The sequence below is a fragment of the Agrobacterium genomosp. 2 str. CFBP 5494 genome (assembly GCF_900013495.1).
GTDB lineage: Bacteria > Pseudomonadota > Alphaproteobacteria > Rhizobiales > Rhizobiaceae > Agrobacterium > Agrobacterium pusense.
In genome coordinates, this window is the sequence record NZ_LT009718.1 from 2,613,765 (window position 1) to 2,635,802 (window position 22,038).

Below are 22,038 nucleotides of genomic sequence, written 5' to 3' on the forward strand. Positions count from 1 at the left end.
ATGCGGCGTTTTCGTTCATTGCGCGCTTCTCGCCTGCCGGGCGGCAAAATCGGAAAAGGCGCCCATTACGAAGGCATTGGGCAGATGCAGCGCCTGCAACAGCCCATTGCCCGTTTCCCGACCGATGCTCATCAGCGCCACCTGCAGACAATAGATAGCAAGCAGCACCAGCGAACGGCCAAGATTGGGCCGCAGGTCCTCGTATCGCAAAGCGAGGACCGCCAGCGACAGGATCGGAACGGCGATCAGAAGGCCGAGCCCCTTGTGCAGCGACAGCAGCGATCCATCGTAATAGATCGACAGCCCGGCCAGCAGCACCTGAGCGAAGATCAGCACGGGCACGCTTGCCGAAATCACGGCAAAGGCGCGACGCCTGGTCGACATTCCGTTCGCAACCGCGCCCATCACGCCCTGCTTTCGGCGTCGGCCGGATGCGCAAGGTTCGACGGCCGCGGCCTCTCGTCAAGGCAGCCGAGACCCGCCAACGTGGTCGCCACCGCAATGTCGATAGGTGTCTTCGGCTCGCTTCCAAGGAAATCTGTCAGCTTACGATTGCTCATCCTGATCGGCATCTGCCAGAGATATTGCATTTCCAGCACTTCGCGGAACAGCGGAACGAAGGGCGCAACCATTTTGATGCCTGTCCAGGATAAACGTCGCCGCTTGACCGGATGGCCCACAACCCGCTCGATCGCTTCAATCAGTTGCAGCCCGTCGAAATCCCAGAAACCTTCCATGTGGTAGATGGCAAAGGCCGGAAGCTCGTCTGCACGGTCGAGCAGTCGGCCAATGGTTTCCGCCACGTCAGGCAGATAAGCCCATTGGTGTCCTGCATGGCGGGCGGAAGGGTTCTGCACGCTGCGAACCGGCCTGCCGGGTCGCACCAGCATCTGCGAAAACCAGTTGTTTCTCGCATCTGGCCCAAAGAAGTCGCCCGCCCGGACGATCAGCACCGGCACGCCGCGCATTGAAGCCAGTTTAAGCCGCCGCTCCATCTCCACACGCAAAGCGCCCTTGCGGGTAAAGGGCTTTTGCGGGCTCTCCTCGCTCAGCAGCGGAAAGGCGTCAGAGCCGAAATTATAGATGGTCCCCGGGAAAACAATCCTCGCCCCACAGCTTTCAGCAGCCGCGATCGTGTTGTCCAGCATCGGCAATACCTGCTTCTCCCAATCGCGGTATCCGGGAGGATTAACCGCATGGACGATCAGCCGAACACCTTGTGCCGCCTTCAAGACGTCCTGTCCGCTCATGGCGTCACCCACCACGAACTCGACATCGCCAGTGATGTGGGAAGCCCCCTTCCGCCGCGTCATCGCCCTCACGCGCCATCCCCGTTGCTGCAGCATACGGGAGACCTGGCCGCCGACACCCCCATTCACGCCCAGGACCAGCGCCAGTGGCCGATCATTCTCTGCTGAATCTGCGTTGTTTTCATATATCATCGCCGTACTCCTTGTTCTGGGATGGAGTATCGCCGCGTTTTGCGATATACGAAATTATCGAAATCAGTGGATCGGCTATACAAAATTTTATGAGCAAGAACCGCGACGTCAGCTGGGATTTTTATCGCACCTTCCTTAGCGTGCTGAGCGACGGTTCGCTGTCCGCCGCCGCCCGCGAGCTTGGCATCACCCAGCCGACGGCGGGACGTCATATCGGCGCGCTGGAAGAGGCCGTCGGCTTTCCTCTGTTCATCCGCTCGCCGCACGGCTTGATGCCAACGGAAGCAGCCCTTGCGCTCCGCCCCTATGCGGAAAATCTGGCGGCGACGACCGCCGCCCTCATGCGCGCGGCCTCCGGCGAAGTCGGCAAGATCGAAGGCACGGTGCGCATCAGCGCATCTGACATCATCGGCGTCGAAATGCTGCCGCCGATTATCACGGCCATGCAGGAGGTTCACCCGCGGCTTGAAATCGAGCTGTCATTATCAGATACGCTGGAAGACCTTCTAAGACGCGAGGCGGATATTGCCATTCGCATGACCGAGCCGCTGCAGGACGCGATCGTCATGCGTTACATCGGCAATTTCCGTCTTGGATTTCATGCGACGCGCGACTATCTGGCAAAAGCCGGAACGCCAAAGAGCATGGAAGACCTGAACCACCACCGGATGGTTGGTTTTGACCGCAAGACGCCGTTCATCCGGGCGGCCATCCAGCGGATGCGTTCGCTCGATCCTGACATCCCCGATGTTGAGGAAATTTCCTTCGAAATACGCGCCGACAGCAACCTTGCACAACTTGCCATGATCCGCGCCAGCGCGGGCATCGGCGTCTGTCAGATTGGGTTGGCCCGCAAGGACCCGCGACTGGTTCAGGTTCTGCCGAACATCGATATCCCGCTCCATACCTGGGTCGCGATGCACGAAAACCTCAAGACCTCACCGCGATGCCGCGCCGTCTTCAGCGCCCTGGTCGAAGGCCTCAAGGGTCATCTCAAGGAAACCGATCCGGGCGCGCCACCGAAACGGCGCTAAGGCAATACCGCGTCGATACGAGGCAGCCCGCGATCCGCACCTGAAAGGGACCGGCGGAACGGAAAAGCGATCCTGGTTTGCATAAAATCCACGGATCGCCCGTCAGAATGGTTCGGCCTGCTGCGTTGTCTTGTCCACCACCTCGGCTTCCGGGCGGTCGCCGCCCTGGCTGTATTCTTCATGCCAGTGGCCGCTCTCATCCTGATAGCTGATTTCCTCGTCATCGCCACCCACCTGCTGTTCGGCAGCGACGATGCGCGCAGCCTCGACGGCATCCGCATAGGTAGGAAATGTTTCGGAATAAGCGCCGTTCATGCGGTAGGCAAAGCCCCCGTCATGTTCGACGATTTCATACACCACTTTGGTCATGCATGTTCCTCCTGTTTCGGTAGGCGACATGGCAACCACAACCGCGCTTCAAGCATTGCACCCGATGGGGACACCGCGGCATGAGCAGCATGTCCTGCGACATCACTATCCTACCAAAAGCACTCAAGCGCAAATCCTGCTTGATCTGAGGGACGATACGTCACAGCCTAAGCCGATCCGGGGGAAGGGAAGTCAATGGCGGGTTCTATTCTGAAACAGGAGCGTATGCTGCTTCTGGCGATACCGGCGGCAATCGTCGCCTATCTGGCCGAACATGCAATCTTCGAAGCGGGAAAGACGGCGACGATCATCGCTGCCGTCGTGCTGATCGGGCTCATTGTTCTCGTCTCGATGCGGGTTGCCCATCACGCCGAAATCCTGGCCGCCAAGGTGGGCGAACCCTATGGCACCATGATCCTGACGCTGTCGGCCGTTGCGGTGGAAGTGCTGATCCTTGCCATCATCATGAGCGAATCCAGTTCACCCACGCTGGTGCGGGATACGATCTATTCCGCCGTGATGATCGACATCAACGGCATTCTTGGTCTCGCCGCGCTTCTTGGAGGCCTTCGCCACGGAGAACAGCCGTATAACGATGATTCCGGCAAGACCTATGGCGTGATGATCCTGACGGCTATGGGCATATCGATGATAGTGCCTGAGTTCATTCCTGAACAGAGCTGGCACATCTACTCGGTGTTCACAATCGTGGCGATGATTGCGCTTTATGCGCTGTTCCTCAAAATGCAGGTGGGCCCGCACAGCTATTTTTTCAGCTACACTTACCCTCGAAAGCCACATCCGGCCGGCCAGCCAGCAGGCAGCCATGCGGAAGAGGACGATGAAGGCAACGTACCACTCTCCATCGGCCTCATCATCGCCGGCGTGGTTCTGATCGGCGTACTGGCGGAATTCATGTCCGCCTTCCTGGGCGAAAGTCTTGAAGGCACCAGCGCACCGCCAGCGCTGATGGCCGTGGTGGTGGCGACGATCTCGGCATCGCCGGAAATCCTCACCGCGCTCAGGTCCGCCCTGCGCAACCGTATGCAGGCCGTGGTCAATATCGCCATGGGCGCATCGCTTTCGACGGTCATCCTGACCGTGCCCGTGATGGAGGGTATCGCGCTCTATACCGGCCAGCCCTTCATCATGGCGATGACGCCCGTTCAGACCGTCATGGTCTTCATCACGCTCATCGCCGCCGCCATCAACCTCAATGACGGTGAAACCAACGCGATTGAAGGAATGACGCATTTCATTCTCTTCGCCACCTTCATCATGCTGCTGTTCCTGGGGCTCTGACCGAAACGAAAAAAGCCCGGCATCGCTGCCGGGCTTCTTCAATCGAGGTTACAAACCGATCAGCGGCAATCGGCGCAGAAGCGCTGGATGCGCTTGCAGGCCTCTTCCAGCAACTCTTCCGAGGTGGCATAGGAAATGCGGAAGTTCGGGCCAAGACCGAAGGCCGAGCCCTGCACAACGGCAACGCCTTCGGCTTCAAGAAGCTCGGAGACGAAATCCGTATCCGTCTCGATGACCTTGCCCGACGGCGCGGTCTTGCCGATCAGGCCGGCGCAGGACGGGTAAACGTAGAACGCACCTTCCGGAGCCGGGCAGCTGATGCCCTTAGCCTGGTTGAGCATGGAGACGACCAGGTCACGGCGGCCTTCGAAGATTTTCTTGTTCGCCGGAATGAAATCCTGCGTGCCGTTCAAGGCTTCGACCGCGGCCCATTGTGCGATGGAGCTCGCGCCCGAGGTCTGCTGGCCCTGGATCATGTCCATGGCCTTGATGAGCGGCAGCGGGCCGGCAGCGTAACCGATACGCCAGCCGGTCATGGCATAGGCCTTGGAAACGCCGTTCATCGTCAGCGTGCGGTCATAGAGCGAAGGTTCTACTTCCACCGGCGTGACGAATTTAAAGTCGCCATAGGTCAGGTGCTCATACATGTCATCCGTAAGGATCCATACATGCGGGTGCTTGACGAGCACATCGGTCAGCGCCTTCAACTCGTCGTGCGAATAGGCCGCGCCCGACGGGTTGGACGGCGAGTTGAACACGAACCACTTGGTCTTCGGCGTGATCGCCTTTTCCAGCCCTTCCGGCTTCAGCTTGAAATTGTCTTCCAGCGTCGCGTCGACGAATACCGGCGTGCCGCCGCAGATCGAGACCATTTCGGGATAGCTGACCCAGTACGGCGCCGGGATAACGACTTCATCACCGGGGTTCAGCGTCGCCATGAAAGCGTTGAACAGGATCTGCTTGCCGCCGGTGCCGACAATCGTCTGCTCCGGCTTGTAGTCGAGGCCGTTTTCACGCTTGAACTTGTCGGCAATCGCCTTGCGCAGTTCCGGAATGCCGGAAACAGGCGTGTATTTCGTTTCACCGCGTTTAATCGCGTCAATGGCCGCTTCCTTGATATTGTCGGGCGTATCGAAATCCGGCTCGCCGGCGCCAAGGCTAATCACATCGCGGCCCTGCGCTTTAAGCTCGCGGGCTTTCTGGCTAACGGCGATGGTGGCGGATGGCTTTACGCGGGAGAGAATGTCGGCAAGGAAGGCCATTTTTAATCGGTCCTATTGGGGTTGACATCGCAGAGCTTGGAAATCTCGTCTGCTGCGGCAATTTCTATGTCGAAAGACGGGCCTAGTTTCAAGGCCAAAAGCCAGCCTATCCGCCGTGGGGTACAATTTAAGCCTTCCTTAACCCGGAAGTAACGCTTGTTGAGCTACATTCGCGAGCCTAGGGGTCGTGTCTCTCTATAGCTGGTTGAAAAATGGCGCCCAAAAGCATCTTTTCCAGTCTTGTCCGCGAGGCCGATGGCACATGGTCCACCGCCTATAACAGCTTCAACCTCAAGTCCGCCCTGCAGCCCATATTCCGTCGCACATCAGGCGGCCCGCTGGACATCGATTCCTTCGAAGGTCTTGTGCGACCCCACCGCAACGGTGAACCGGTAACACCAGGTGAATTTTTCTCGCTGGTGGCACCGGAAGACATCGAAAATATCGACAGCATCCTGCGGACCATCCACATTCTCAACACCGGCAGGCTCAGCCGCTCCCGCGCGCGCATCTTCGTCAATTTCCATCCCGGCCTGTTCCAGACACCAGCCAAGATGCGGCAGGAAGTGGAGCGCATGCGTCTCGCAGCCCACGAGGCCGGTATGACGGCAGACCGTATCGTCTGCGAAATCTCCGAGAAGAAGGCCTCCGACACCCAGATGGTCGCAGATTTCGCCTACCACATGCACGATATCGGCTTTCGCGTGGCGCTCGATGACTACGGCGCCGGCGATACCGCCATCGAACGGGTAAAGCTCATCAAGCCGGACTATGTGAAATTCGAAGCGGGCTGGGTGCGCGACTTCATGCAGAATTCTGCGGGCGCCGCTCTCCTGCGCGTCATTGTCAGCCAGTTTCGGGAGGATGGGATAGAGCCGGTTTTCGAGGGGCTGGAAACCGGTTGGCAGGTGGAGCAATGTGAGGAACTCGGCGTTTTCCTGATGCAGGGCTACATTCTGGCAAAACCGGAACTTGCGCCCACCAGTTTCGACGCGCGCTTTCCCGAGCTGGGCAGCGCTTATTTTTCCCCTGCCGCACGACTGGAGAAAGGCGCCGCGGCTTTTTTCCGTGAGGAGCGTACCACTGACGCGCATCCCCTTCGCCAGACCCGGACCTTCGGAAAACGCGGCCTCTGACGCCAACTCCGGTTCAAAAACGCCCCCGCCACAATATTGCCGCAATAAATGCCGCGGAACGCCAGAATTCGGTCTCCAAGCCGTCCATTTCGAAGCCTCTTTTGTCCTTTAAGAACAGGGACAAGAGGCGACAGCCATGTTTACCAACGACCGCACTTCCGTTGAAAGGTTAAGGGCACAGAGAACGCTGTTTTCCCTCTGGATGGCGGTCGCGGCTTTTCTTGTCATCATCACCATGGCAGCCGGCATCGCGACATCGGCCAATGCGGCTGCGCAAGCGGTGGACACCCTGCATACCTCCGCCATACCGCAGGTGGCTGCGACGACGAAGGCAGGTCCGCATATCCTGCTCATCGTCCTCTCGGCCGCGGCGTTCGTCGGCCTCGGCCTTGGCGGCCTGATGCTTACCCGGCGCAGCCTGAAGGACGAGGCCCGCCGTTATAGATAACGGCCCTCCCCTCGACTTGCGGCATCGGCATGTTGCTGCTAAAGCACCCGGGAAACAGTCGTCCGACACAGCTGGATGACACCTCACAAAATCCCCTGTTTGCCCGGCCGTGACGTCAATGATCTCCCGGCCCCGCAGTGCTGGTGCCAATAATGACGCGAATTCAGGCCAATATGCTGCTTCTGCTCGCCGCAGCAATCTGGGGAGGCGGCTTTGTCGCACAATCCTCAGCCATGGCCTCGATTGGCCCTTTCTGGTTCGTCGGTTTGCGTTTCGCCATCGCCGCCATCGCCGTGCTGCCCTTCGCGCTCATGGAAACCCGGTCCCTGAAATCACCGCCCCGCCCGCGTCAGATCGGCAGCTTCATTCTCGTCGGTCTTGCGCTGTTCGGCGGCGCCACCACCCAGCAGGTCGGGCTGCTGACCACGACGGTCACCAATTCCAGCTTCCTGACCGGGCTCTATGTCATTTTCGTGCCCGTGATTGCCGTTCTGCTTTACCGCCGTCACCCCCACTGGGTCGTCTGGCCCTGCGCGCTGATGATGCTCGGCGGTATATTCCTCCTTTCCGGCGGCGCCTTCGAGACGCTGACGAAAGGGGATATTCTCAGCATCATCTGCGCTTTCTTCTGGGCGATCCAGATTACGCTAGCAGGGCGCTTCGTCTCCGAAAGCGGCCGGCCGCTTGCGCTCTCCTGCACACAATTCGCGGTTTGCTCCCTTCTTAGTTGCATGATCGGCGTTGTATCCGAACCGATCAGCATGGGCGCGATCGAGGCGTCGATGGTGGAAATTCTCTATGTCGGCCTCGTTTCTTCCGGCCTCGCCTTTGTGCTTCAGGTGATTGCCCAGCGCTACACAACAGCGCCGCAGGCCGCGATTTTCCTGTCGTCGGAGGCGCTCTTCGGCGCCCTGCTGGCCTCGATTTTCCTCAAGGAAACCATTTCCAGTGCCGGCTATGTCGGCTGCCTGATCATTTTCATCGCCATCCTGATCGTGGAATTGGTACCGGAACTGACGCGCAAACGGCAAAAAACCGCGACAGAAGCGGCGTGACGCGAAAAGAACTGTTTTTTCTGTTTTCTCGGGAAATCGCGGTCACGCGTCCAAATTTTTGCCGGGAAAGCTCAGACCAACCGGCAATTATTTCATCAACTATCACTTATGCGAAAAAAATGTGCGGTTCCCACGCGTAACTCTACCGCAGGTTTTTTATCTGACAAAAAGCCCGTAAAAACTTTTGCTTGCCAATTTTCGATAAACGCAGCAATCTACTGCGGTTCGGGCAATTTGCGAGCATGGGAAGGCCTATAAATTTGCGCACTGGGGACGCTATAAACCTCGGGCGGTGGGACGAAAAACGTTGGATGAGAACGCCATTACTTCCCGCTGCGAAGGTCCATTTTCTCAATAGTCAAAAACTGCCTGCCAACGCCCACGCGGGGCAAAACTGTAATGCTGCCTGTAGCTGAACGCGGGCAGAGCGAAAAGGACCTGATGCATGGCCGAAACTGGCACCGTAAAATTCTTCAATACAGACAAAGGCTTCGGCTTCATCAAGCCAGACAATGGTGGCGCTGATATCTTTGTTCACATCTCTGCCGTACAGGCTTCCGGCCTGTCCGGACTTTCAGAAAATCAGAAAGTGAGCTTCGACACGGAACCGGATCGTCGCGGCAAAGGGCCGAAGGCAGTCAATCTGCAGATTGCTGGCTGACCCTAAAACGGCTTTCTTTTCTAGTTGAAGCCCGGCAGGAATGCCGGGTTTTTTTGTGCGCGCTGCAGACCGCAGCCGTCCGGCGCTCACAGTCCCTTGAGATAGGGGTTGGTCAGCCGCTCCTCACCCAGCCGTCCGCCCGGGCCGTGGCCGCAGATGAAGCCGACATCGTCGCCAAGCGGCAGCAGCTTATCGCGAATGGACGCCATCAGCTGCTCGTGGTTTCCACCCGGCAGATCCGTGCGCCCCACCGACCCGGCAAACAGCACGTCGCCGACATGGGCGAAGTTCTGGTCGCGGTTATAATAGATTACGTGCCCGGGCGCGTGCCCCGGGCAATGATAGATCTCGAAGACGTGATCACCAAAGGAGACCTTGTCACCCTCCTTCAGCCATGAATCCGGCACGACGTTCTTCAGACCGCTGATGCCGTATTTCTGCGCCTGCACCTCAATTCTCTCCAGCAGGGGCCGGTCATCTTCATGCGGCCCGATCACCGGCAGGGAGAGTTTTTCGCGCAACTCATCCGCACCACCGGCATGGTCGAGATGGCCGTGCGTCAACCATATTTCCTTGAGCGTGATGCCGTTTTCAGCAACTACCTGAAGAATGACGTCCACATCCCCGCCAGGATCGACGACGACGCCTTCCTTGGTATCCTGATCAAACAGGACGGTACAATTCTGCTCAAATGGCGTGACCGGAATAATCCCGGCCTGCAACTTTCCCATATCCCGTGTCTCCTGTCTGAAAGATCCGCCATCCTATAGCCCGCTACCGGTTACGGCACAATGGCGACAGGTCGCCTTGTTCTCAGCGGCGAATTCACGAAGAAAATCCCTATTCCATACAGTTGGATAACACGAAGAGGCGGCTTGATGAGACATGATCTTCCCGAAAAATGTGGAACGCCCTGGGGATTGCGACGTTGTAGCACCAGTCTTGAAAGGAGTGAGACACATGGACAAGACGCTTAAAATGCTGATCGCTGGTGGCGCCTTCGCCTTGATGGCGGGCTATGCAAATGCCGCCATGGTCGCAACAACCGCCTCGGATATTTCTGTCCGGTCCGGGCCCGGTGACGACTATCCGGAAGTCGGCCTCGCCACGCGTGGCAGCAATGCCGTGCTGGACGGCTGCATGGAAGGCAGCAGCTGGTGTCGCATCGAGGTGAACGGTCTGCGCGGCTGGGCCCATGCCGATTACCTGAACGTGATGTATGAAGGTTCGCCCGTCATTCTCAAGGAACGCCGCACGGAACTCAGCGTGCCGGTCGTGACCTACGAAAAAACTTCGAGTGTCCAGGCTGAACCGAACCCCGGTGATCCGAATCTGGGCCGCGTCGGCGAAGTCGATCCGCCGCAGTCGGTCATCACCTATATTGACGAGCACCCTGCCGATACCATCACCTATGACGGTGACATTGCCGTTGGCAGCGTCCTGCCGGCCGATACCCGTCTGGTTGAAGTTCCAGATTATCAGTATCGGTATGTGCGGGTGAACGATGTACCTGTACTTGTAGAACCCTCGACACGTCGTATCGTCTACGTCTACCAGTAAGACGGCCATGACCACAGTAATGCTTGAGAGCGCGGAGTTTCCGCGCTCTTTTGTATTTGCGGTAAAGGTCGCTCAGGATTCCAGTTGCACCGGCACCCTCGCCATATTATCCACCGCAACAGAAAATGATCGCGGCATTCTCCCGAGCGGACGCATTTTCGGCTATGTTTACAGAATATTGGCGCATCGACGCCTGCAACATATGATCAGACAGCCGCAGAATATGAAGGAACCGCAGTGCCACCGCAATCGCTCAAAACCGCCGCCGCCAGACAGACACCGGCACTGCCGAAGGTTGACGACGGCAAGATTGACTTCGACACGATCGAAGCACTGTTTTTCGCCTATCGCGATTTCGTCTCCGATCCCGACGTCATCCTGTCGAAACTTGATTATGGGCGCGCGCATCACCGGGTGGTCTATTTTGTCAGCCGGCAGCCGGGCATGACGGTGGCGGATCTGCTCGATACGCTGCAGATAACCAAACAGAGCCTCGCCCGAGTGTTGAAGCAATTGATCGACGACGGTTACATCCGCCAGATGGCAGGTCCTGAAGACCGCCGCCAGCGCCGGCTCTATCCGACGCTGACAGGCCGCGAACTGGCGTTGGCGCTCAGCGAACCACAATCACGCCGCATCGACCGCGCGCTGGAAGGCCTCGGTCCCGATGCGCGCGCCTGCGTGCGCAAATTTCTGGCGCAGATGCGCAGCCCGGCGACGATGACAAGCGTGGAGGATGAGTGACGATGGCGCAAGCTCCGGCAAAACGTCCACCAGCGGACGACGATGCGGCTCATCTCCTGATCGTCGACGATGACGCTCGCATCCGCGATCTCCTGCAGCGTTTTCTTGGCGACAAGGGATATCGCATCTCCGTTGCGGCCGATGCAGCAGAAGCCCGCCGCAAGATGGTGGGCATCCGTTTCGATCTGCTGATCCTCGACGTGATGATGCCCGGAGAGAACGGGCTTTCGCTTACCCGCTCGCTGAACGAAGACAAATCCGTGCCGGTCATTCTTCTGACCGCCCGCTCGGAAGCGGATTCACGTATTGCCGGGCTGGAAGCGGGAGCGGACGATTATCTCGCCAAGCCTTTTGATCCGCGCGAACTGGTCCTGCGCATCAACAATATTTTGCGGCGCAACACCTCCCCGGACACGCCCAAGATCGAACAGATCATGTTCGGCCCCTACAGCTTCTCCATTCCCAGGAGGGAACTGCGGCGCGGTCCGGAAACGATCCGCCTGACAGATCGCGAACAGGAGATCATGTTGCTTTTTGCGCTACGCGCCGGCGATACCATTCCACGGCACGAGCTGGTGGAAGCGGAGTCGGAAGTGGGCGAAAGAACGATCGACGTGCAGATCAACCGTCTTCGCCGCAAGATCGAGGACGACCCTGCCAACCCGGTCTATCTGCAAACGGTGCGTGGCATCGGTTACCGCCTCAGCGTGGACTGACGAGCACCCAACGAAGGGCGAACGCACGACCATGGCGAGCCTCGATTTTCTCGACACGTTTAAAAAAAGCGCCGTCGCAAAGACCTGGCGCTCCCTCGGCAGATGGCTGCGACACTGGCTGCCCACCGGGCTTTACACCCGTTCGCTCCTCATCATCATCCTGCCGATGATCCTGCTGCAGGCCGTGGTCGCGGCCGTCTTCATGGAGCGCCACTGGCAGCTGGTGACCGAACGCCTTTCGGCAGCGGTGACCCGGGATATCGCCGCGATCATCGAACTTCTACAGACAGACCCCGAAGAGGATGACTATCAGCGGGTCATCCGCATCGCCCGCGACAAGCTGGGTCTCAGCGTCTATATCGAGCCCAAGACGGACCTGCCGGCGCCACGGCCGGAGCCGCTTTTCTCGATTCTCGATACCATCCTCGCAAACCAGCTCAGCCAACAGATCGGCAGGCCCTTCTGGATCGATACCTATGGCAACGGCTCACTGGTGGAAATCCGTGTCCAGCTCGATGACAAGACGCTCCGCGTCTTCACCAGCAGAAGCGCGGCCTATGCCTCCAACACCCACATCTTCCTTGTCTGGATGGTTGGCGCATCGCTGGTGCTCATCGCCATTTCGATCCTCTTCCTGCGCGGCCAGATCAAGCCGATAGAAGCGCTTGCCAAGGCGGCGGAGAATTTCGGCAAGGGCCAGAAGGTCAGCGCCTATTCTCCCCGCGGCGCGGATGAAGTACGCCGGGCAGGCCTTGCCTTCATCCTCATGCGGGAGCGCATTGAACGGCAGATGGAGCAGCGCACCGCCATGCTGAACGGTGTCAGCCACGACCTGCGCACCATCCTCACCCGGTTCAAGCTGCAGCTGGCGCTCGCCGGCGACAATCCGGATCTCGAGGGGCTCGACAAGGATGTGGAAGACATGCAGTCGATGCTGGAAGCCTATCTGACCTTTGCCCGCACCGATGTGGAAGAGGATGTCGGCACGCTGGAGCTTCCCGCACTTCTCGAAAAAATCGGCCATGATTTCGAACTGCACGGCAAGAAATTCAGCTACGAACTCTATAATATCGAGAGGATCATCGCGCGGCCGAACGCACTTTCACGGCTCGTCGCCAATCTCGCCGAAAATGCCCGGCGTTACGCCAGCAACCTCCACGTCGATATCCGCAAGGCGCCACGCTCCATTATCATGACCTTTGACGATGACGGACCGGGCATTCCGGAGAATTCACGCGAGGATGTATTCAAGCCGTTTTTCCGACTGGACGAGGCACGCAACCTCAATGCCTCGGGCACGGGTCTTGGCCTTTCCATCGTCCGCGACATCGCCCGCAGCCATGGCGGCGACGTGTCGCTGGATAAAAGCCCGATGGGCGGATTGAGGGTTATCGTCAAAATCCCGGCTTGACGGCAGGCCGCCAATCAGCACATTTTCTCGCCGTTAGGCACCGGCCTTTCGACCGCAGCCAGTACGATATCTCCATTGGCGTCGGCAAAGCCAAGCGTCAGGACCTCGGAGCGGAACGGCCCGATCTGGCGCGGCGGAAAATTCACCACGCCCAGAACCTGCCGGCCGATAAGGCTTTCCGGCGTATAGTGCACCGTGATCTGCGCCGAGGACTTCTTGATGCCGATCTCCGGCCCGAAATCGATCTTCACCTTGATTGCCGGTTTGCGCGCCTCGGGAAAAGGCTCGGCTTCCACGATCGTACCGACGCGGATATCCACCTTCTCGAAATCGGCATAGGAAATTTCGCCGCTCATCGCCCGCCTCCTCAGCCCGCCAGTTCTTCTGCGCGGGTCTTGGCAGCGGCGACCGCCCTGTCGAACAGGGGCTGCATGCCGTCTTCGGCCATCAGCACGGAAAGTGCGGCAGCCGTGGTGCCGCCCGGCGAAGTCACATTCTGGCGCAGGCGCGCCGCCTCGTCGGAGGACTGGTGCAGAAGCTCGCCGGCGCCAGCCACGGTTTCACGCGCCAGACGCATGGCCACATCCGCCGGAAGACCTGCTTTGCGGCCGGCTTCAGCCATGCATTCCACGAGATAAAAGACATAGGCTGGCCCGCTGCCCGAAACCGCGGTCACGGCATCGATATCGCTTTCGGCATCCACCCATTCGACCGGACCGCTGACCTTCAGCAATCCGTCCACCACGGCTTTAAGCTCGGGTGTCACAAGTTCATTTGCATATGCACCGGTAACACCACGGCCCACCATCGCTGGCGTATTGGGCATGGCGCGCACCGCGGCAATCGCACCGAAATGCGAAACGAAGGTGGCAATGGTGGTGCCGGCCGCGATGGAGACGACGACCGTTTCCGGGCCCAGCAGGGGCTTCAGCGAAGGCAGCACTGCTTCCATCATCTGCGGTTTCACCGCCACGAAAAGAATGCCAGCCTTGACGCCTTCAGGCGCGCTTTCGCTATGGGCCGCACCCGCTTCCGTAATCGTTGTGCGCATGGCGTCGGAGGGCCGCGGGTCAACGACAATGACCTGCGATCCCGGCACGCCCTTTTTCAGCCAGCCAGACAGCATGGCGCCGCCCATATTGCCGGCGCCCACGAGGACGAGCGGCCCGGAAGCCTTGTACACCATGTTACGCTTCTCCAACGGTCTCGAACATGACCGCTTCGATTGCACTTTTCGCATCCAGACCCGACCAGACGACGAACTGGAATGCCTGATAATATTGCTCGCAGGCCTCCAGCGCGCTGGAGAGCAGCACTTCTACTTGCTGGTTGTTCGGCTCGGCACCGCCTGACAGAAGCAGCGACTGGCGGAAGATCACGACATCTTCCTGCCGCCACAGATCGAAATGCCCCATCAGCACCTGACCGTTGACCTGCGACAGCAGGCAAATAACTTCGTTGACACGGTGATCGGGCACCTTGATGTCGAAGGCGCAGGCAAGATGCAGCGCTTCGAAATCTTCCATCCACGCAAATGAAACGTGATAATCGGCCCAGTGGCCCGCCACAGTCATGGCGATCTCGTCCTCGCCCGAACGCTCGAACGACCAGTCATTCGAGGCAGCGACAATCTCGATCATATCGACGGGATTGGACTGACGCTCAATTTCAAATTCTATCAGACTCATGCGGCACCTTCTCAGCCGGTCGGAATGTCGTGTTTTGAACGCCGGGCACAAAACGCACATACAAACCGGGATAAACATTTGAGACGATTGCCCGACACCACCAGAATAACGCATTCACCCTGTCTGGAGCTTACCGGTCTTTTCGAATCATCATTTAAAATCAGTGTATAATGGCCGAGTCCCGCTGCCACCCCTCGGTCGCCATTTTTGCTTTTTGAGCAGTGGATATCTTCTCCCCCATCACCTCAGGCGAGAGTCTTAAGCGACTCTGCCGATTGTGTTTTTTGGAAGTGTCCACAGGCCCAAAAAATTCGCGTCTGAGCACGACTTTCGGCAACCGGAGATCAAGCCGACCAGAGAGAGCCGAAAAACAAAAAGCCCCGGAATCGCCTGCGATCCGGGGCTTCTGAGAAAAGTGATGAAGAATCAGTCCTTCGTGGCCGAAAGCTTTGCTTCGAGAGCCTCGATCCGGGCGCGTAGGGCGTCATTTTCATCCCGCGCCTGGATAGCCATCTCCCGCACGACGTCGAATTCCTCGCGCCGGACGACATCCAGACTGTTCAGCCAGCGATCGGCCTGTGCGTGGAACGCAGCCTCGGCCTCCTTGCGCACGCCCTGGGCCGCGCCGGCCGCATCCGTCATCAGCTTGGCGAATTCATCCAGAAAACGATTGGTGCCTGTCGTGCTCATGGCGCTCATCCTTCGTCGGTTCAGGGGCATCATCTTGCCCGCTGTTGATAGCATTCAGGTAGGCACTCCACCATCGCCTTGCAAGCGAAATCGAAAAATCCCAAGAGCTTGCATCACCTTTGGTATGTTGAGCCATAGCTTAAAGAATCACCTTGACCGCCGCCACCGCAATCGCCATTTTCCTTGGCGTCAAAGAACCGGTGAGCATCATCGCCCGGTCCTTTGAGACAATGGATGATCCGTTGTCCGCCCAGCAACGATGACGGAATATATACGGATTGATAGCCGCTCCCACTTCACTCGCCATCATGCCCTTCCCGAATATCGACCCGATAGCGCTGTCCATCGGTCCTCTGGCGATCCACTGGTACGGCATTGCCTACGTCGCTGGCATCATGCTCGGCTGGCTTTACGCCCGCCGCCTCGCCCGCACGGACTGGCTGTGGCCTAACGATGTGTCGCCAATCTCGGCGCAGCACCTCGATGATTTCATTCTCTGGGCAGCCGGCGGCATCGTGCTCGGTGGGCGCATCGGCTACATCCTGTTTTACGATATGGCAGCCGTGGCCGCCAATCCCATCAGGGCCATCGAGATCTGGAATGGTGGCATGTCGTTCCATGGCGGCCTGATCGGCACGACGATCGCCATGATCCTCTTCGCCCGCAAGAACAGCATTCCGGTGTGGAGCATGTTCGATATCGTCGCAGCCGTAGCACCCATCGGCCTGCTGTTCGGCCGCATCGCCAATTTCATCAATGGCGAATTGTGGGGCCGCATTGCCGATGTGCCATGGGCCGTCGTCTTTCCCACAGGCGGCCCTTTCGCGCGCCATCCGAGCCAGCTTTATGAGGCTGGCCTCGAAGGCCTCGTGTTGGCCATCGTTCTGGCCATCGCCATTTACGCCTTCAAGGCTCTGAAGCGGCCCGGCACCGTCACTGGCATCTTCGTCTGCGGTTATGCGCTGTCACGCATCTTCGTGGAATTCTTTCGCGAACCGGACGCGCAGATCGGTTATCTCGCCGGCAACTGGCTGACCATGGGCATGGTTCTGTCCACTCCAATGTTCCTTCTGGGCCTCTGGGCCGTCCTGCGCGCGCGCCGCGCGGCAAAAGTCGCCTAAAGCGGTATGGCCAGCCATGACCACACCGCTCGCGCAACGCATCAAATCACTTATCCGGCTCAACGGTCCGCTTAGCGTAACCGACTTCTTTTCACTTTGCCTCGCCGATCCGGAACATGGCTATTACAAGAGCCGCGAGCCCTTCGGCCGTTCGGGTGATTTCATCACCGCCCCGGAGGTGAGCCAGCTTTTCGGTGAAATGCTTGGTGTTTTCGTGGTTCATGCCTGGCAGAGGCACGGTGCACCCGCTGAAACCCGGCTGGTGGAAATCGGCCCCGGCCGCGGCACCATGATGGCGGACATGCTGCGCGTCATTCGCCGCATCGCGCCGCCGCTCTATGAGACGATGCGGGTGCATCTGGTGGAGACAAGCCCGCGCCTTTCCGCCATCCAGAAGGAGGCGCTGGCCGAACATGCGGGTCGACTGGCATGGCATGACAGTTTCGACGATGTGCCTGAAGGTTTCCTGCTGCTTGTCGCCAACGAACTTTTCGACGCCATTCCGATCCGGCAATTCGTCAGGACGCCGCAGGGTTTCCGCGAACGCGTGGTCAGCCTCGACGCCAATGGCGACCTCGTCTTCTCCACGGGTCTTGCCAGCATAGACCCGGCGCTGCTTCCGCCGCAGCCCGAACGGCAGCCGCTTGGCACGATATTAGAGATTTCGCCCGCCCGGGAAGCGGTGATGACCGCAATCTGCCAGCGCCTGTCTGCCCATGGCGGCACCGCGCTCGCCATTGATTACGGCCATCTGGTTGCCGGCTATGGCGACACGCTGCAGGCCATGCGCAACCATGCCTTCGATCCGCCGCTCGCCCATCCAGGCGAAGCCGATCTGACCAGCCATGTCGATTTCGAAAGTCTTGTAAAAACGGCCGAGGCGACCGGTGTTCATGTTAACGGCACCCTGAGACAGGGCGATTTCCTCTACGGCCTCGGCCTCAAGGAACGGGCCGGGGCGCTCGCCGCCAAGGCAACCGCGGACCAGACCCTCGCCATCGCCGAAGCCGTCAACCGCCTCGCCGGCGAAGGCGCCGGCAAGATGGGGGAACTTTTCAAAGTCATCGCCGTTTCCAGTCCCGCGCTCCATCTTCTGCCGTTTCGGGCAGTGGATTGACAGCGTAATAACCTCTGGGCCAACATCGTCGCGACACACGAAGCAGGCACACTGCATCACACACGCCGCGCAACGCCGCGGCAACAGGAAACATCTCGCTTGACCCTGCTCCACTGGGCTACAGCGAAATTCTCCAAGGAACTCCCGCACCATGCAGAACGTAACGCTGCCGCTCCCCATCCAGAGTCCCCTCCTCGCCGCCTTCGATAAAAATCGCATCCGCCATGGCTTTTTCACCCGGCAGGGCGGCGTTTCCGATGGCCTTTATCAAGGCCTCAATGTCGGGCTCGGATCTGATGACGAGCCGGAACGGGTGCAGGAAAACCGCCGCCGCGTAACCCAATGGTTCGGCCTTGCCCCAGACCGCCTCGCCACGGTCCATCAGGTCCACTCTCCCGAGGTCGTCGTGGTTGACGGAACCTATGACGGCAGCCGTCCGCAGGCAGATGCGATGGTGACAGCGACACCGGGTTTCGTCCTCGGCGTGTTGAGCGCCGATTGCGGCCCCATCCTGTTCGCCGATGCGGAAGCAGGCGTCGTGGGTGCCGCCCATGCCGGCTGGAAGGGTGCTTTGTTCGGCGTGCTGGAAAACACGATCGAGGCGATGACGAAGCTCGGGGCCAGCCGCGATCGTATTGCTGCCTCGCTCGGCCCCTCCATCAGCCAGGACAATTATGAGGTCGGGCCGGAATATGTCGCGCGTTTCACCGATATCGAGCCCGCTTACGCGGATTATTTCTCCAGAGCGGAGAAAGAGGGCCACGCCTTGTTCGATCTCAAGCAGTTCACCATCGACCGCCTGACCAAAGCCGGTGTGAAGGCGGAAAATCTTGGTCTCTGCACCTACCCGGACGAAGAACGCTTCTATTCCTACCGCCGCACCACCCACCGCGCCGAACCCGATTACGGCCGGCAGATTTCCGCAATCGCAATTCTGGAGGACTAAGATGGCCCTGCATTTCGAGCTTTCGGAATTCGATGCCCGCCGCGAGCTGCTGCTCGCGAAAATGGCCGAGGAGAAGCTGGATGCGCTGCTGCTTTTCGCCCAGGAAAGCATGTACTGGCTGACCGGCTACGATACTTTCGGCTACTGCTTCTTCCAGACGCTGGTGGTGAAATCGGATGGCTCCATGACGCTGCTGACACGCTCGGCCGATCTGCGTCAGGCCCGCAATACTTCGATCATCGAGAACGTCCTCCTCTGGGTCGATCGACCCAATGCCGACCCGACGCTCGATCTCAAAAATCTGCTGAGCGATCTCGACCTTCTGGGCGCAAAGATCGGCGTGGAATATGACACCCACGGCATGACCGGCCGTGTCGCCCGCCTGCTGGATAACCAGCTTGCGAGCTTCGGCCAGATGGTCGATGCGTCGTATCTCGTCAGCACCCTCAGGCTCGTCAAAAGTCCCGCCGAAATCGCCTATGCCCGCAAGGCTGGCCAGCTGGCCGATGATGCTCTCGATGCCGCATTGCTGCTCATCAAGCCCGGCGCGGACGAAGCCGCCATTCTTGCGGCAATGCAGGGTGCGGTGCTCGCGGGCGGCGGCGACTACCCCGCCAATGAATTCATCATCGGCTCAGGCGCGGATGCGCTTCTCTGCCGCTACAAGGCAGGCCGTCGTATCCTCGACAGCAAGGATCAGTTGACACTGGAATGGGCCGGCGTCAGCGCCCATTACCATGCCGCCATGATGCGCACGGTGGTGATCGGCGAACAGGATTTCCGCCAGAAGGAGCTTTACAGCGCCTGCCTGCAAAACCTCACCGCCATCGAGGAGGTGCTGCGGCCGGGCAAGACCTTTGGCGATGTCTTCGATGTGCATGCCCGCGTCATGGACGAGCGCGGCCTCACCCGCCATCGGCTGAACTCCTGCGGTTATTCGCTGGGCGCGCGCTTCTCCCCGTCCTGGATGGAGCATCAGATGTTCCACTCCGGCAATCCGCAGGAGATCACCGCTGACATGACGCTCTTTGTGCATATGATCGTGATGGATTCCGATTCCGGCACGGCCATGACGCTCGGCCAGACATATCTAACCACGGACGGCGCGCCGGAGCCACTGTCGCGTCACAGCCTCGATCTTCTCACAGCTTAAATCGCCCCCGGGTTTGACACAGCGGGAAAACCGCCCTTACATTGCGCCACCTTGGGCAAGAAGGAGCGGAACATGAGAGGGAAAATCGCATGAGCCGGTTGGGGGTTGCCCTCATTGTTCCGGCTTTGGCACTGATCCTGTCCGGCTGCAACACCACGGAAGCACTGACGCCACAGGTGGATGTTGGCCACAACGCATCACAGTCGACGCCGGTAACACAGGGTGATCTCGACCAGATGGCGGCAGCCGCCGACCGCGCACCCGCAGGCGCGCCGGCAATCGCATCGTCCGTCCCTGCCTATGCACCCCAGAACTCTCTGCAGGCACAGGCACAGGCGCTGTCCAATGGCAGCCAGTACGGGGAACCGCTCCGTCAGAACCAGACCGCGGCCGCGGCCCCCGCCGTCACGCAACAACCGCCATCACAGCAGACGGCTTCCCTTGCACCTGCCACCGCCGCGAATTCCATCCGCTTCCTGCCCATTATCGGCGCGCCGGTTCAGGCGGTGACACCGCTATCCCGCCAACTGGGGGCCGAAGCGCGGGCCAAGGGGCTGACAATCCGCGCATCCAACGACAATTCCGCCGAAAATATTCTGAAGGGATATTTTTCCGCCTTTGCCGATGGCGGCAAGGTCAATGTCGTATACGTGTGGGACATTCTCGACGCCAATGGCGTGCGGCTGCACCGCCTGCAGGGGCAGGAGGCAGTGACCGCGCGAGGCAGTGATCCATGGGCCGCCGTGACCGACAAAGTCATGCAGGACATCGCTGCAAAAACACTCAACGACTACACGTCATGGAAGCAGTCTCAAAGCGGATGAGGTGAAACGACGGGAGAAGTCACAGAGATTTCACGAAAATCATTGTGAAAGCGCGGAGTCCTCTTGCAATCGGAAGCAACAGCGCTATTAAGGCGCGCATGGCAACAAGGCGTATCCGGCAAAGGCTTTTCAGCCGGATGTTCCTCCCCTTGAACGACGCTTGGTTACGGCGGATTGAGCCCCGTGGCGCAAGGCGATGGCATGGAAACAGGCGGCCGCAATGAAGGTTTTCGCAGGCAATTCGAACCGGCACCTTGCCGAAGCGATCTGCAAGTATCTTAATGTTCCTCTCGGAAATGCCACTGTAAAGCGGTTTGCTGACCAGGAAATATTCGTAGAAATCAGCGAGAACGTGCGCGGCGAGGACGTCTTTATCGTCCAGTCCACCTCCTTCCCGGCAAATGATCATCTGATGGAACTGCTCATCATGATCGATGCCATGCGCCGCTCCTCGGCCAAACGAATTACCGCGGTGCTTCCCTATTTCGGTTACGCCCGCCAGGACCGCAAAGCCGGCCCCCGCACTCCGATTTCCGCCAAGCTCGTTGCCAATCTCATTACCGAAGCCGGCGCCGACCGCGTTCTCACCCTCGATCTTCATGCCGGACAGATCCAGGGCTTTTTCGATATCCCCACCGACAATCTCTTTGCAGCACCGATTCTCGCCCGCGACGTGAAGGATCACTACGACACCAACAATGTCATGGTCGTTTCGCCTGACGTCGGTGGTGTGGTTCGCGCCCGTGCGCTGGCAAAGCGCCTCGACTGTCTTCTGGCCATCGTCGACAAGCGCCGTGACCGTCCCGGCGAATCCGAAGTCATGAACGTCATCGGCGATGTCTCCGGCAAGGACTGCATCCTCATCGACGACATCGTCGATTCCGGCGGCACGCTCTGCAACGCCGCTGAAGCCCTGCTGAAAAAGGGCGCAACCAGCGTTACTGCCTATATCACCCATGGCGTGCTCTCGGGCGGCGCGGTGGCCCGCGTGGCCTCTTCCAAGCTGCGCGAACTCGTCATCACCGACAGCATCCAGCCGACCACCGGTGTCCAGTCCGCGCATAATATCCGCGTGGTGAGCACCGCCGGCCTGCTCGGCGAAGCAATCAACCGGACCGCGCAGGAACAGTCGGTTTCCGGCCTGTTCGACTGAATAAATTCAGCAATCACGCTGAGGGTTGCCTACGTCTGCCGGTTTTTCCGGCATGCGCTTGAGCCGAAGTGGGCGCATATTCACTCAACGTGATCCTCGGCCTTGTGCCGAGGAGCTAACCACGTCGATAAAATCAAGGCCAGCGGGCAATAGGGACAAACCCGAGGATAAGCCGGAACTGTCTTGCCGCACGGCTCCCACCCCAG

General features: G+C 59.3%; 25 protein-coding genes. 16 read left to right on the forward strand and 9 right to left on the reverse strand.

All coding sequences use genetic code 11. The features are described from left to right. Window positions 1-15: 15 nt before the first annotated feature. Window positions 16-405 carry a DUF6220 domain-containing protein gene (locus AGR2A_RS13115; RefSeq protein ID WP_045531999.1) on the reverse strand — a complete coding sequence of 130 codons (390 nt, stop codon included), beginning with the start codon at window positions 403-405 and terminating at the stop codon, window positions 16-18. After that, window positions 405-1,442 (reverse strand): NAD-dependent epimerase/dehydratase family protein, encoded by a 1,038-nt coding sequence (locus tag AGR2A_RS13120; protein ID WP_072494677.1) that lies wholly within the window; start codon window positions 1,440-1,442, stop codon window positions 405-407. Before AGR2A_RS13120 ends, AGR2A_RS13115 begins: the two co-directional genes overlap by 1 nt. 89 nt (window positions 1,443-1,531) lie before the next feature. Here AGR2A_RS13120 and AGR2A_RS13125 point away from each other — a divergent pair, with 89 nt between their 5' ends. Continuing rightward, window positions 1,532-2,476, forward strand: coding sequence for a LysR family transcriptional regulator (locus tag AGR2A_RS13125; protein ID WP_006699631.1), 945 nt, complete (start codon window positions 1,532-1,534; stop codon window positions 2,474-2,476). A 102-nt stretch (window positions 2,477-2,578) separates the two neighbouring features. On the opposite strand, the gene AGR2A_RS13130 is transcribed toward AGR2A_RS13125, so the two are convergent. Further along, complete coding sequence (locus AGR2A_RS13130) at window positions 2,579-2,845, reverse strand: DUF2188 domain-containing protein (RefSeq protein ID WP_004442919.1); 267 nt, start codon at window positions 2,843-2,845, stop codon at window positions 2,579-2,581. A 195-nt stretch (window positions 2,846-3,040) separates the two neighbouring features. On the opposite strand from AGR2A_RS13130, the gene AGR2A_RS13140 reads away from it, so the two are divergent. Continuing rightward, window positions 3,041-4,147, forward strand: coding sequence for a calcium:proton antiporter (locus tag AGR2A_RS13140; RefSeq protein ID WP_072494678.1), 1,107 nt, complete (start codon window positions 3,041-3,043; stop codon window positions 4,145-4,147). 59 nt (window positions 4,148-4,206) lie between these two features. Here the strand turns inward: AGR2A_RS13140 and AGR2A_RS13145 are convergent, their stop codons facing one another. Then, window positions 4,207-5,409, reverse strand: coding sequence for a pyridoxal phosphate-dependent aminotransferase (locus AGR2A_RS13145; protein WP_072494679.1), 1,203 nt, complete (start codon window positions 5,407-5,409; stop codon window positions 4,207-4,209). A gap of 212 nt (window positions 5,410-5,621) precedes the next feature. Between AGR2A_RS13145 and AGR2A_RS13150 the strand changes: the two genes are divergently transcribed. The 4 genes from AGR2A_RS13150 (at window position 5,622) to AGR2A_RS13170 (ending at window position 8,709) form a co-directional block, all read left to right on the forward strand. Further along, window positions 5,622-6,545, forward strand: coding sequence for an EAL domain-containing protein (locus AGR2A_RS13150; protein WP_072494680.1), 924 nt, complete (start codon window positions 5,622-5,624; stop codon window positions 6,543-6,545). A gap of 136 nt (window positions 6,546-6,681) precedes the next feature. After that, window positions 6,682-6,993: a hypothetical protein gene (locus tag AGR2A_RS13155; protein WP_004442924.1), complete on the forward strand. Its 312-nt coding sequence runs from the start codon at window positions 6,682-6,684 to the stop codon at window positions 6,991-6,993. Between the two features lie 152 nt (window positions 6,994-7,145). Further along, entirely contained in the window at window positions 7,146-8,048 is a 903-nt protein-coding gene (locus tag AGR2A_RS13160) for a DMT family transporter (RefSeq protein WP_037089805.1), read from the forward strand. 445 nt (window positions 8,049-8,493) lie between these two features. Further along, window positions 8,494-8,709, forward strand: coding sequence for a cold-shock protein (locus tag AGR2A_RS13170; protein WP_003494703.1), 216 nt, complete (start codon window positions 8,494-8,496; stop codon window positions 8,707-8,709). A gap of 86 nt (window positions 8,710-8,795) precedes the next feature. Here AGR2A_RS13170 and AGR2A_RS13175 read toward each other — a convergent pair whose 3' ends face one another. Beyond that, window positions 8,796-9,440 carry an MBL fold metallo-hydrolase gene (locus AGR2A_RS13175; RefSeq protein ID WP_072494681.1) on the reverse strand — a complete coding sequence of 215 codons (645 nt, stop codon included), beginning with the start codon at window positions 9,438-9,440 and terminating at the stop codon, window positions 8,796-8,798. Window positions 9,441-9,669: 229 nt separating this feature from the next. Here AGR2A_RS13175 and AGR2A_RS13180 point away from each other — a divergent pair, with 229 nt between their 5' ends. From AGR2A_RS13180 to AGR2A_RS13200, 4 genes are all read left to right on the forward strand, one after another. Beyond that, window positions 9,670-10,269, forward strand: coding sequence for a DUF1236 domain-containing protein (locus AGR2A_RS13180; RefSeq protein ID WP_004442927.1), 600 nt, complete (start codon window positions 9,670-9,672; stop codon window positions 10,267-10,269). Between the two features lie 237 nt (window positions 10,270-10,506). Further along, window positions 10,507-11,013, forward strand: coding sequence for a MarR family winged helix-turn-helix transcriptional regulator (locus AGR2A_RS13190; RefSeq protein WP_004442928.1), 507 nt, complete (start codon window positions 10,507-10,509; stop codon window positions 11,011-11,013). 2 nt (window positions 11,014-11,015) lie between these two features. Then, window positions 11,016-11,729, forward strand: coding sequence for a response regulator (locus tag AGR2A_RS13195; protein ID WP_006699625.1), 714 nt, complete (start codon window positions 11,016-11,018; stop codon window positions 11,727-11,729). Window positions 11,730-11,760: 31 nt separating this feature from the next. Next, window positions 11,761-13,140 carry an ATP-binding protein gene (locus AGR2A_RS13200; protein ID WP_006699624.1) on the forward strand — a complete coding sequence of 460 codons (1,380 nt, stop codon included), beginning with the start codon at window positions 11,761-11,763 and terminating at the stop codon, window positions 13,138-13,140. Between the two features lie 14 nt (window positions 13,141-13,154). Here the strand turns inward: AGR2A_RS13200 and AGR2A_RS13205 are convergent, their stop codons facing one another. The 4 genes from AGR2A_RS13205 to AGR2A_RS13220 all read right to left on the reverse strand — a co-directional run bounded on the left by AGR2A_RS13205 (window position 13,155) and on the right by AGR2A_RS13220 (window position 15,518). Beyond that, on the reverse strand, window positions 13,155-13,496 hold the full coding sequence (locus AGR2A_RS13205) for a tRNA-binding protein (protein ID WP_004442931.1): 342 nt from the start codon (window positions 13,494-13,496) through the stop codon (window positions 13,155-13,157). Between the two features lie 11 nt (window positions 13,497-13,507). Beyond that, window positions 13,508-14,326 carry a pyrroline-5-carboxylate reductase gene (proC, locus tag AGR2A_RS13210; RefSeq protein ID WP_004442932.1) on the reverse strand — a complete coding sequence of 273 codons (819 nt, stop codon included), beginning with the start codon at window positions 14,324-14,326 and terminating at the stop codon, window positions 13,508-13,510. Window position 14,327: 1 nt separating this feature from the next. After that, window positions 14,328-14,828 (reverse strand): YbjN domain-containing protein, encoded by a 501-nt coding sequence (locus tag AGR2A_RS13215; RefSeq protein ID WP_004442934.1) that lies wholly within the window; start codon window positions 14,826-14,828, stop codon window positions 14,328-14,330. 426 nt (window positions 14,829-15,254) lie between these two features. Beyond that, entirely contained in the window at window positions 15,255-15,518 is a 264-nt protein-coding gene (locus AGR2A_RS13220) for an accessory factor UbiK family protein (protein WP_004442935.1), read from the reverse strand. Window positions 15,519-15,826: 308 nt separating this feature from the next. Here AGR2A_RS13220 and lgt point away from each other — a divergent pair, with 308 nt between their 5' ends. The 6 genes from lgt to AGR2A_RS13250 all read left to right on the forward strand — a co-directional run bounded on the left by lgt (window position 15,827) and on the right by AGR2A_RS13250 (window position 21,832). Then, window positions 15,827-16,639 carry a prolipoprotein diacylglyceryl transferase gene (lgt, locus tag AGR2A_RS13225; protein WP_072494682.1) on the forward strand — a complete coding sequence of 271 codons (813 nt, stop codon included), beginning with the start codon at window positions 15,827-15,829 and terminating at the stop codon, window positions 16,637-16,639. Between the two features lie 16 nt (window positions 16,640-16,655). Then, the gene (locus AGR2A_RS13230) at window positions 16,656-17,756 is read left to right on the forward strand and encodes a class I SAM-dependent methyltransferase (RefSeq protein ID WP_072494683.1); all 1,101 of its coding nucleotides are present in this window, start codon (window positions 16,656-16,658) and stop codon (window positions 17,754-17,756) included. Between the two features lie 151 nt (window positions 17,757-17,907). After that, on the forward strand, window positions 17,908-18,702 hold the full coding sequence (gene pgeF, locus AGR2A_RS13235; protein WP_004442938.1) for a peptidoglycan editing factor PgeF: 795 nt from the start codon (window positions 17,908-17,910) through the stop codon (window positions 18,700-18,702). A 1-nt stretch (window position 18,703) separates the two neighbouring features. Beyond that, window positions 18,704-19,855 (forward strand): M24 family metallopeptidase, encoded by a 1,152-nt coding sequence (locus AGR2A_RS13240; protein ID WP_072494684.1) that lies wholly within the window; start codon window positions 18,704-18,706, stop codon window positions 19,853-19,855. 89 nt (window positions 19,856-19,944) lie between these two features. After that, window positions 19,945-20,679: a hypothetical protein gene (locus tag AGR2A_RS13245; protein ID WP_035209264.1), complete on the forward strand. Its 735-nt coding sequence runs from the start codon at window positions 19,945-19,947 to the stop codon at window positions 20,677-20,679. 220 nt (window positions 20,680-20,899) lie between these two features. Then, window positions 20,900-21,832, forward strand: coding sequence for a ribose-phosphate pyrophosphokinase (locus AGR2A_RS13250; RefSeq protein ID WP_003522877.1), 933 nt, complete (start codon window positions 20,900-20,902; stop codon window positions 21,830-21,832). The last annotated feature ends 206 nt before the right edge of the window (window positions 21,833-22,038 follow it).

Excerpts from the sequence above, each read along its gene's own strand:
- AGR2A_RS13115 (WP_045531999.1), bottom strand. The coding sequence starts at position 405 with ATGGGCGCGGTTGCGAACGGAATGTCGACCAGGCGTCGCGCCTTTGCC.
- AGR2A_RS13120 (WP_072494677.1), bottom strand. The coding sequence starts at position 1,442 with ATGATATATGAAAACAACGCAGATTCAGCAGAGAATGATCGGCCACTG.
- AGR2A_RS13125 (WP_006699631.1), top strand. The coding sequence starts at position 1,532 with ATGAGCAAGAACCGCGACGTCAGCTGGGATTTTTATCGCACCTTCCTT.
- AGR2A_RS13130 (WP_004442919.1), bottom strand. The coding sequence starts at position 2,845 with ATGACCAAAGTGGTGTATGAAATCGTCGAACATGACGGGGGCTTTGCC.
- AGR2A_RS13140 (WP_072494678.1), top strand. The coding sequence starts at position 3,041 with ATGGCGGGTTCTATTCTGAAACAGGAGCGTATGCTGCTTCTGGCGATA.
- AGR2A_RS13145 (WP_072494679.1), bottom strand. The coding sequence starts at position 5,409 with ATGGCCTTCCTTGCCGACATTCTCTCCCGCGTAAAGCCATCCGCCACC.
- AGR2A_RS13150 (WP_072494680.1), top strand. The coding sequence starts at position 5,622 with ATGGCGCCCAAAAGCATCTTTTCCAGTCTTGTCCGCGAGGCCGATGGC.
- AGR2A_RS13155 (WP_004442924.1), top strand. The coding sequence starts at position 6,682 with ATGTTTACCAACGACCGCACTTCCGTTGAAAGGTTAAGGGCACAGAGA.
- AGR2A_RS13160 (WP_037089805.1), top strand. The coding sequence starts at position 7,146 with ATGACGCGAATTCAGGCCAATATGCTGCTTCTGCTCGCCGCAGCAATC.
- AGR2A_RS13170 (WP_003494703.1), top strand. The coding sequence starts at position 8,494 with ATGGCCGAAACTGGCACCGTAAAATTCTTCAATACAGACAAAGGCTTC.
- AGR2A_RS13175 (WP_072494681.1), bottom strand. The coding sequence starts at position 9,440 with ATGGGAAAGTTGCAGGCCGGGATTATTCCGGTCACGCCATTTGAGCAG.
- AGR2A_RS13180 (WP_004442927.1), top strand. The coding sequence starts at position 9,670 with ATGGACAAGACGCTTAAAATGCTGATCGCTGGTGGCGCCTTCGCCTTG.
- AGR2A_RS13195 (WP_006699625.1), top strand. The coding sequence starts at position 11,016 with ATGGCGCAAGCTCCGGCAAAACGTCCACCAGCGGACGACGATGCGGCT.
- AGR2A_RS13200 (WP_006699624.1), top strand. The coding sequence starts at position 11,761 with ATGGCGAGCCTCGATTTTCTCGACACGTTTAAAAAAAGCGCCGTCGCA.
- AGR2A_RS13205 (WP_004442931.1), bottom strand. The coding sequence starts at position 13,496 with ATGAGCGGCGAAATTTCCTATGCCGATTTCGAGAAGGTGGATATCCGC.
- proC (WP_004442932.1), bottom strand. The coding sequence starts at position 14,326 with ATGGTGTACAAGGCTTCCGGGCCGCTCGTCCTCGTGGGCGCCGGCAAT.
- AGR2A_RS13215 (WP_004442934.1), bottom strand. The coding sequence starts at position 14,828 with ATGAGTCTGATAGAATTTGAAATTGAGCGTCAGTCCAATCCCGTCGAT.
- AGR2A_RS13220 (WP_004442935.1), bottom strand. The coding sequence starts at position 15,518 with ATGAGCACGACAGGCACCAATCGTTTTCTGGATGAATTCGCCAAGCTG.
- lgt (WP_072494682.1), top strand. The coding sequence starts at position 15,827 with ATGCCCTTCCCGAATATCGACCCGATAGCGCTGTCCATCGGTCCTCTG.
- AGR2A_RS13230 (WP_072494683.1), top strand. The coding sequence starts at position 16,656 with ATGACCACACCGCTCGCGCAACGCATCAAATCACTTATCCGGCTCAAC.
- pgeF (WP_004442938.1), top strand. The coding sequence starts at position 17,908 with ATGCAGAACGTAACGCTGCCGCTCCCCATCCAGAGTCCCCTCCTCGCC.
- AGR2A_RS13240 (WP_072494684.1), top strand. The coding sequence starts at position 18,704 with ATGGCCCTGCATTTCGAGCTTTCGGAATTCGATGCCCGCCGCGAGCTG.
- AGR2A_RS13245 (WP_035209264.1), top strand. The coding sequence starts at position 19,945 with ATGAGCCGGTTGGGGGTTGCCCTCATTGTTCCGGCTTTGGCACTGATC.
- AGR2A_RS13250 (WP_003522877.1), top strand. The coding sequence starts at position 20,900 with ATGAAGGTTTTCGCAGGCAATTCGAACCGGCACCTTGCCGAAGCGATC.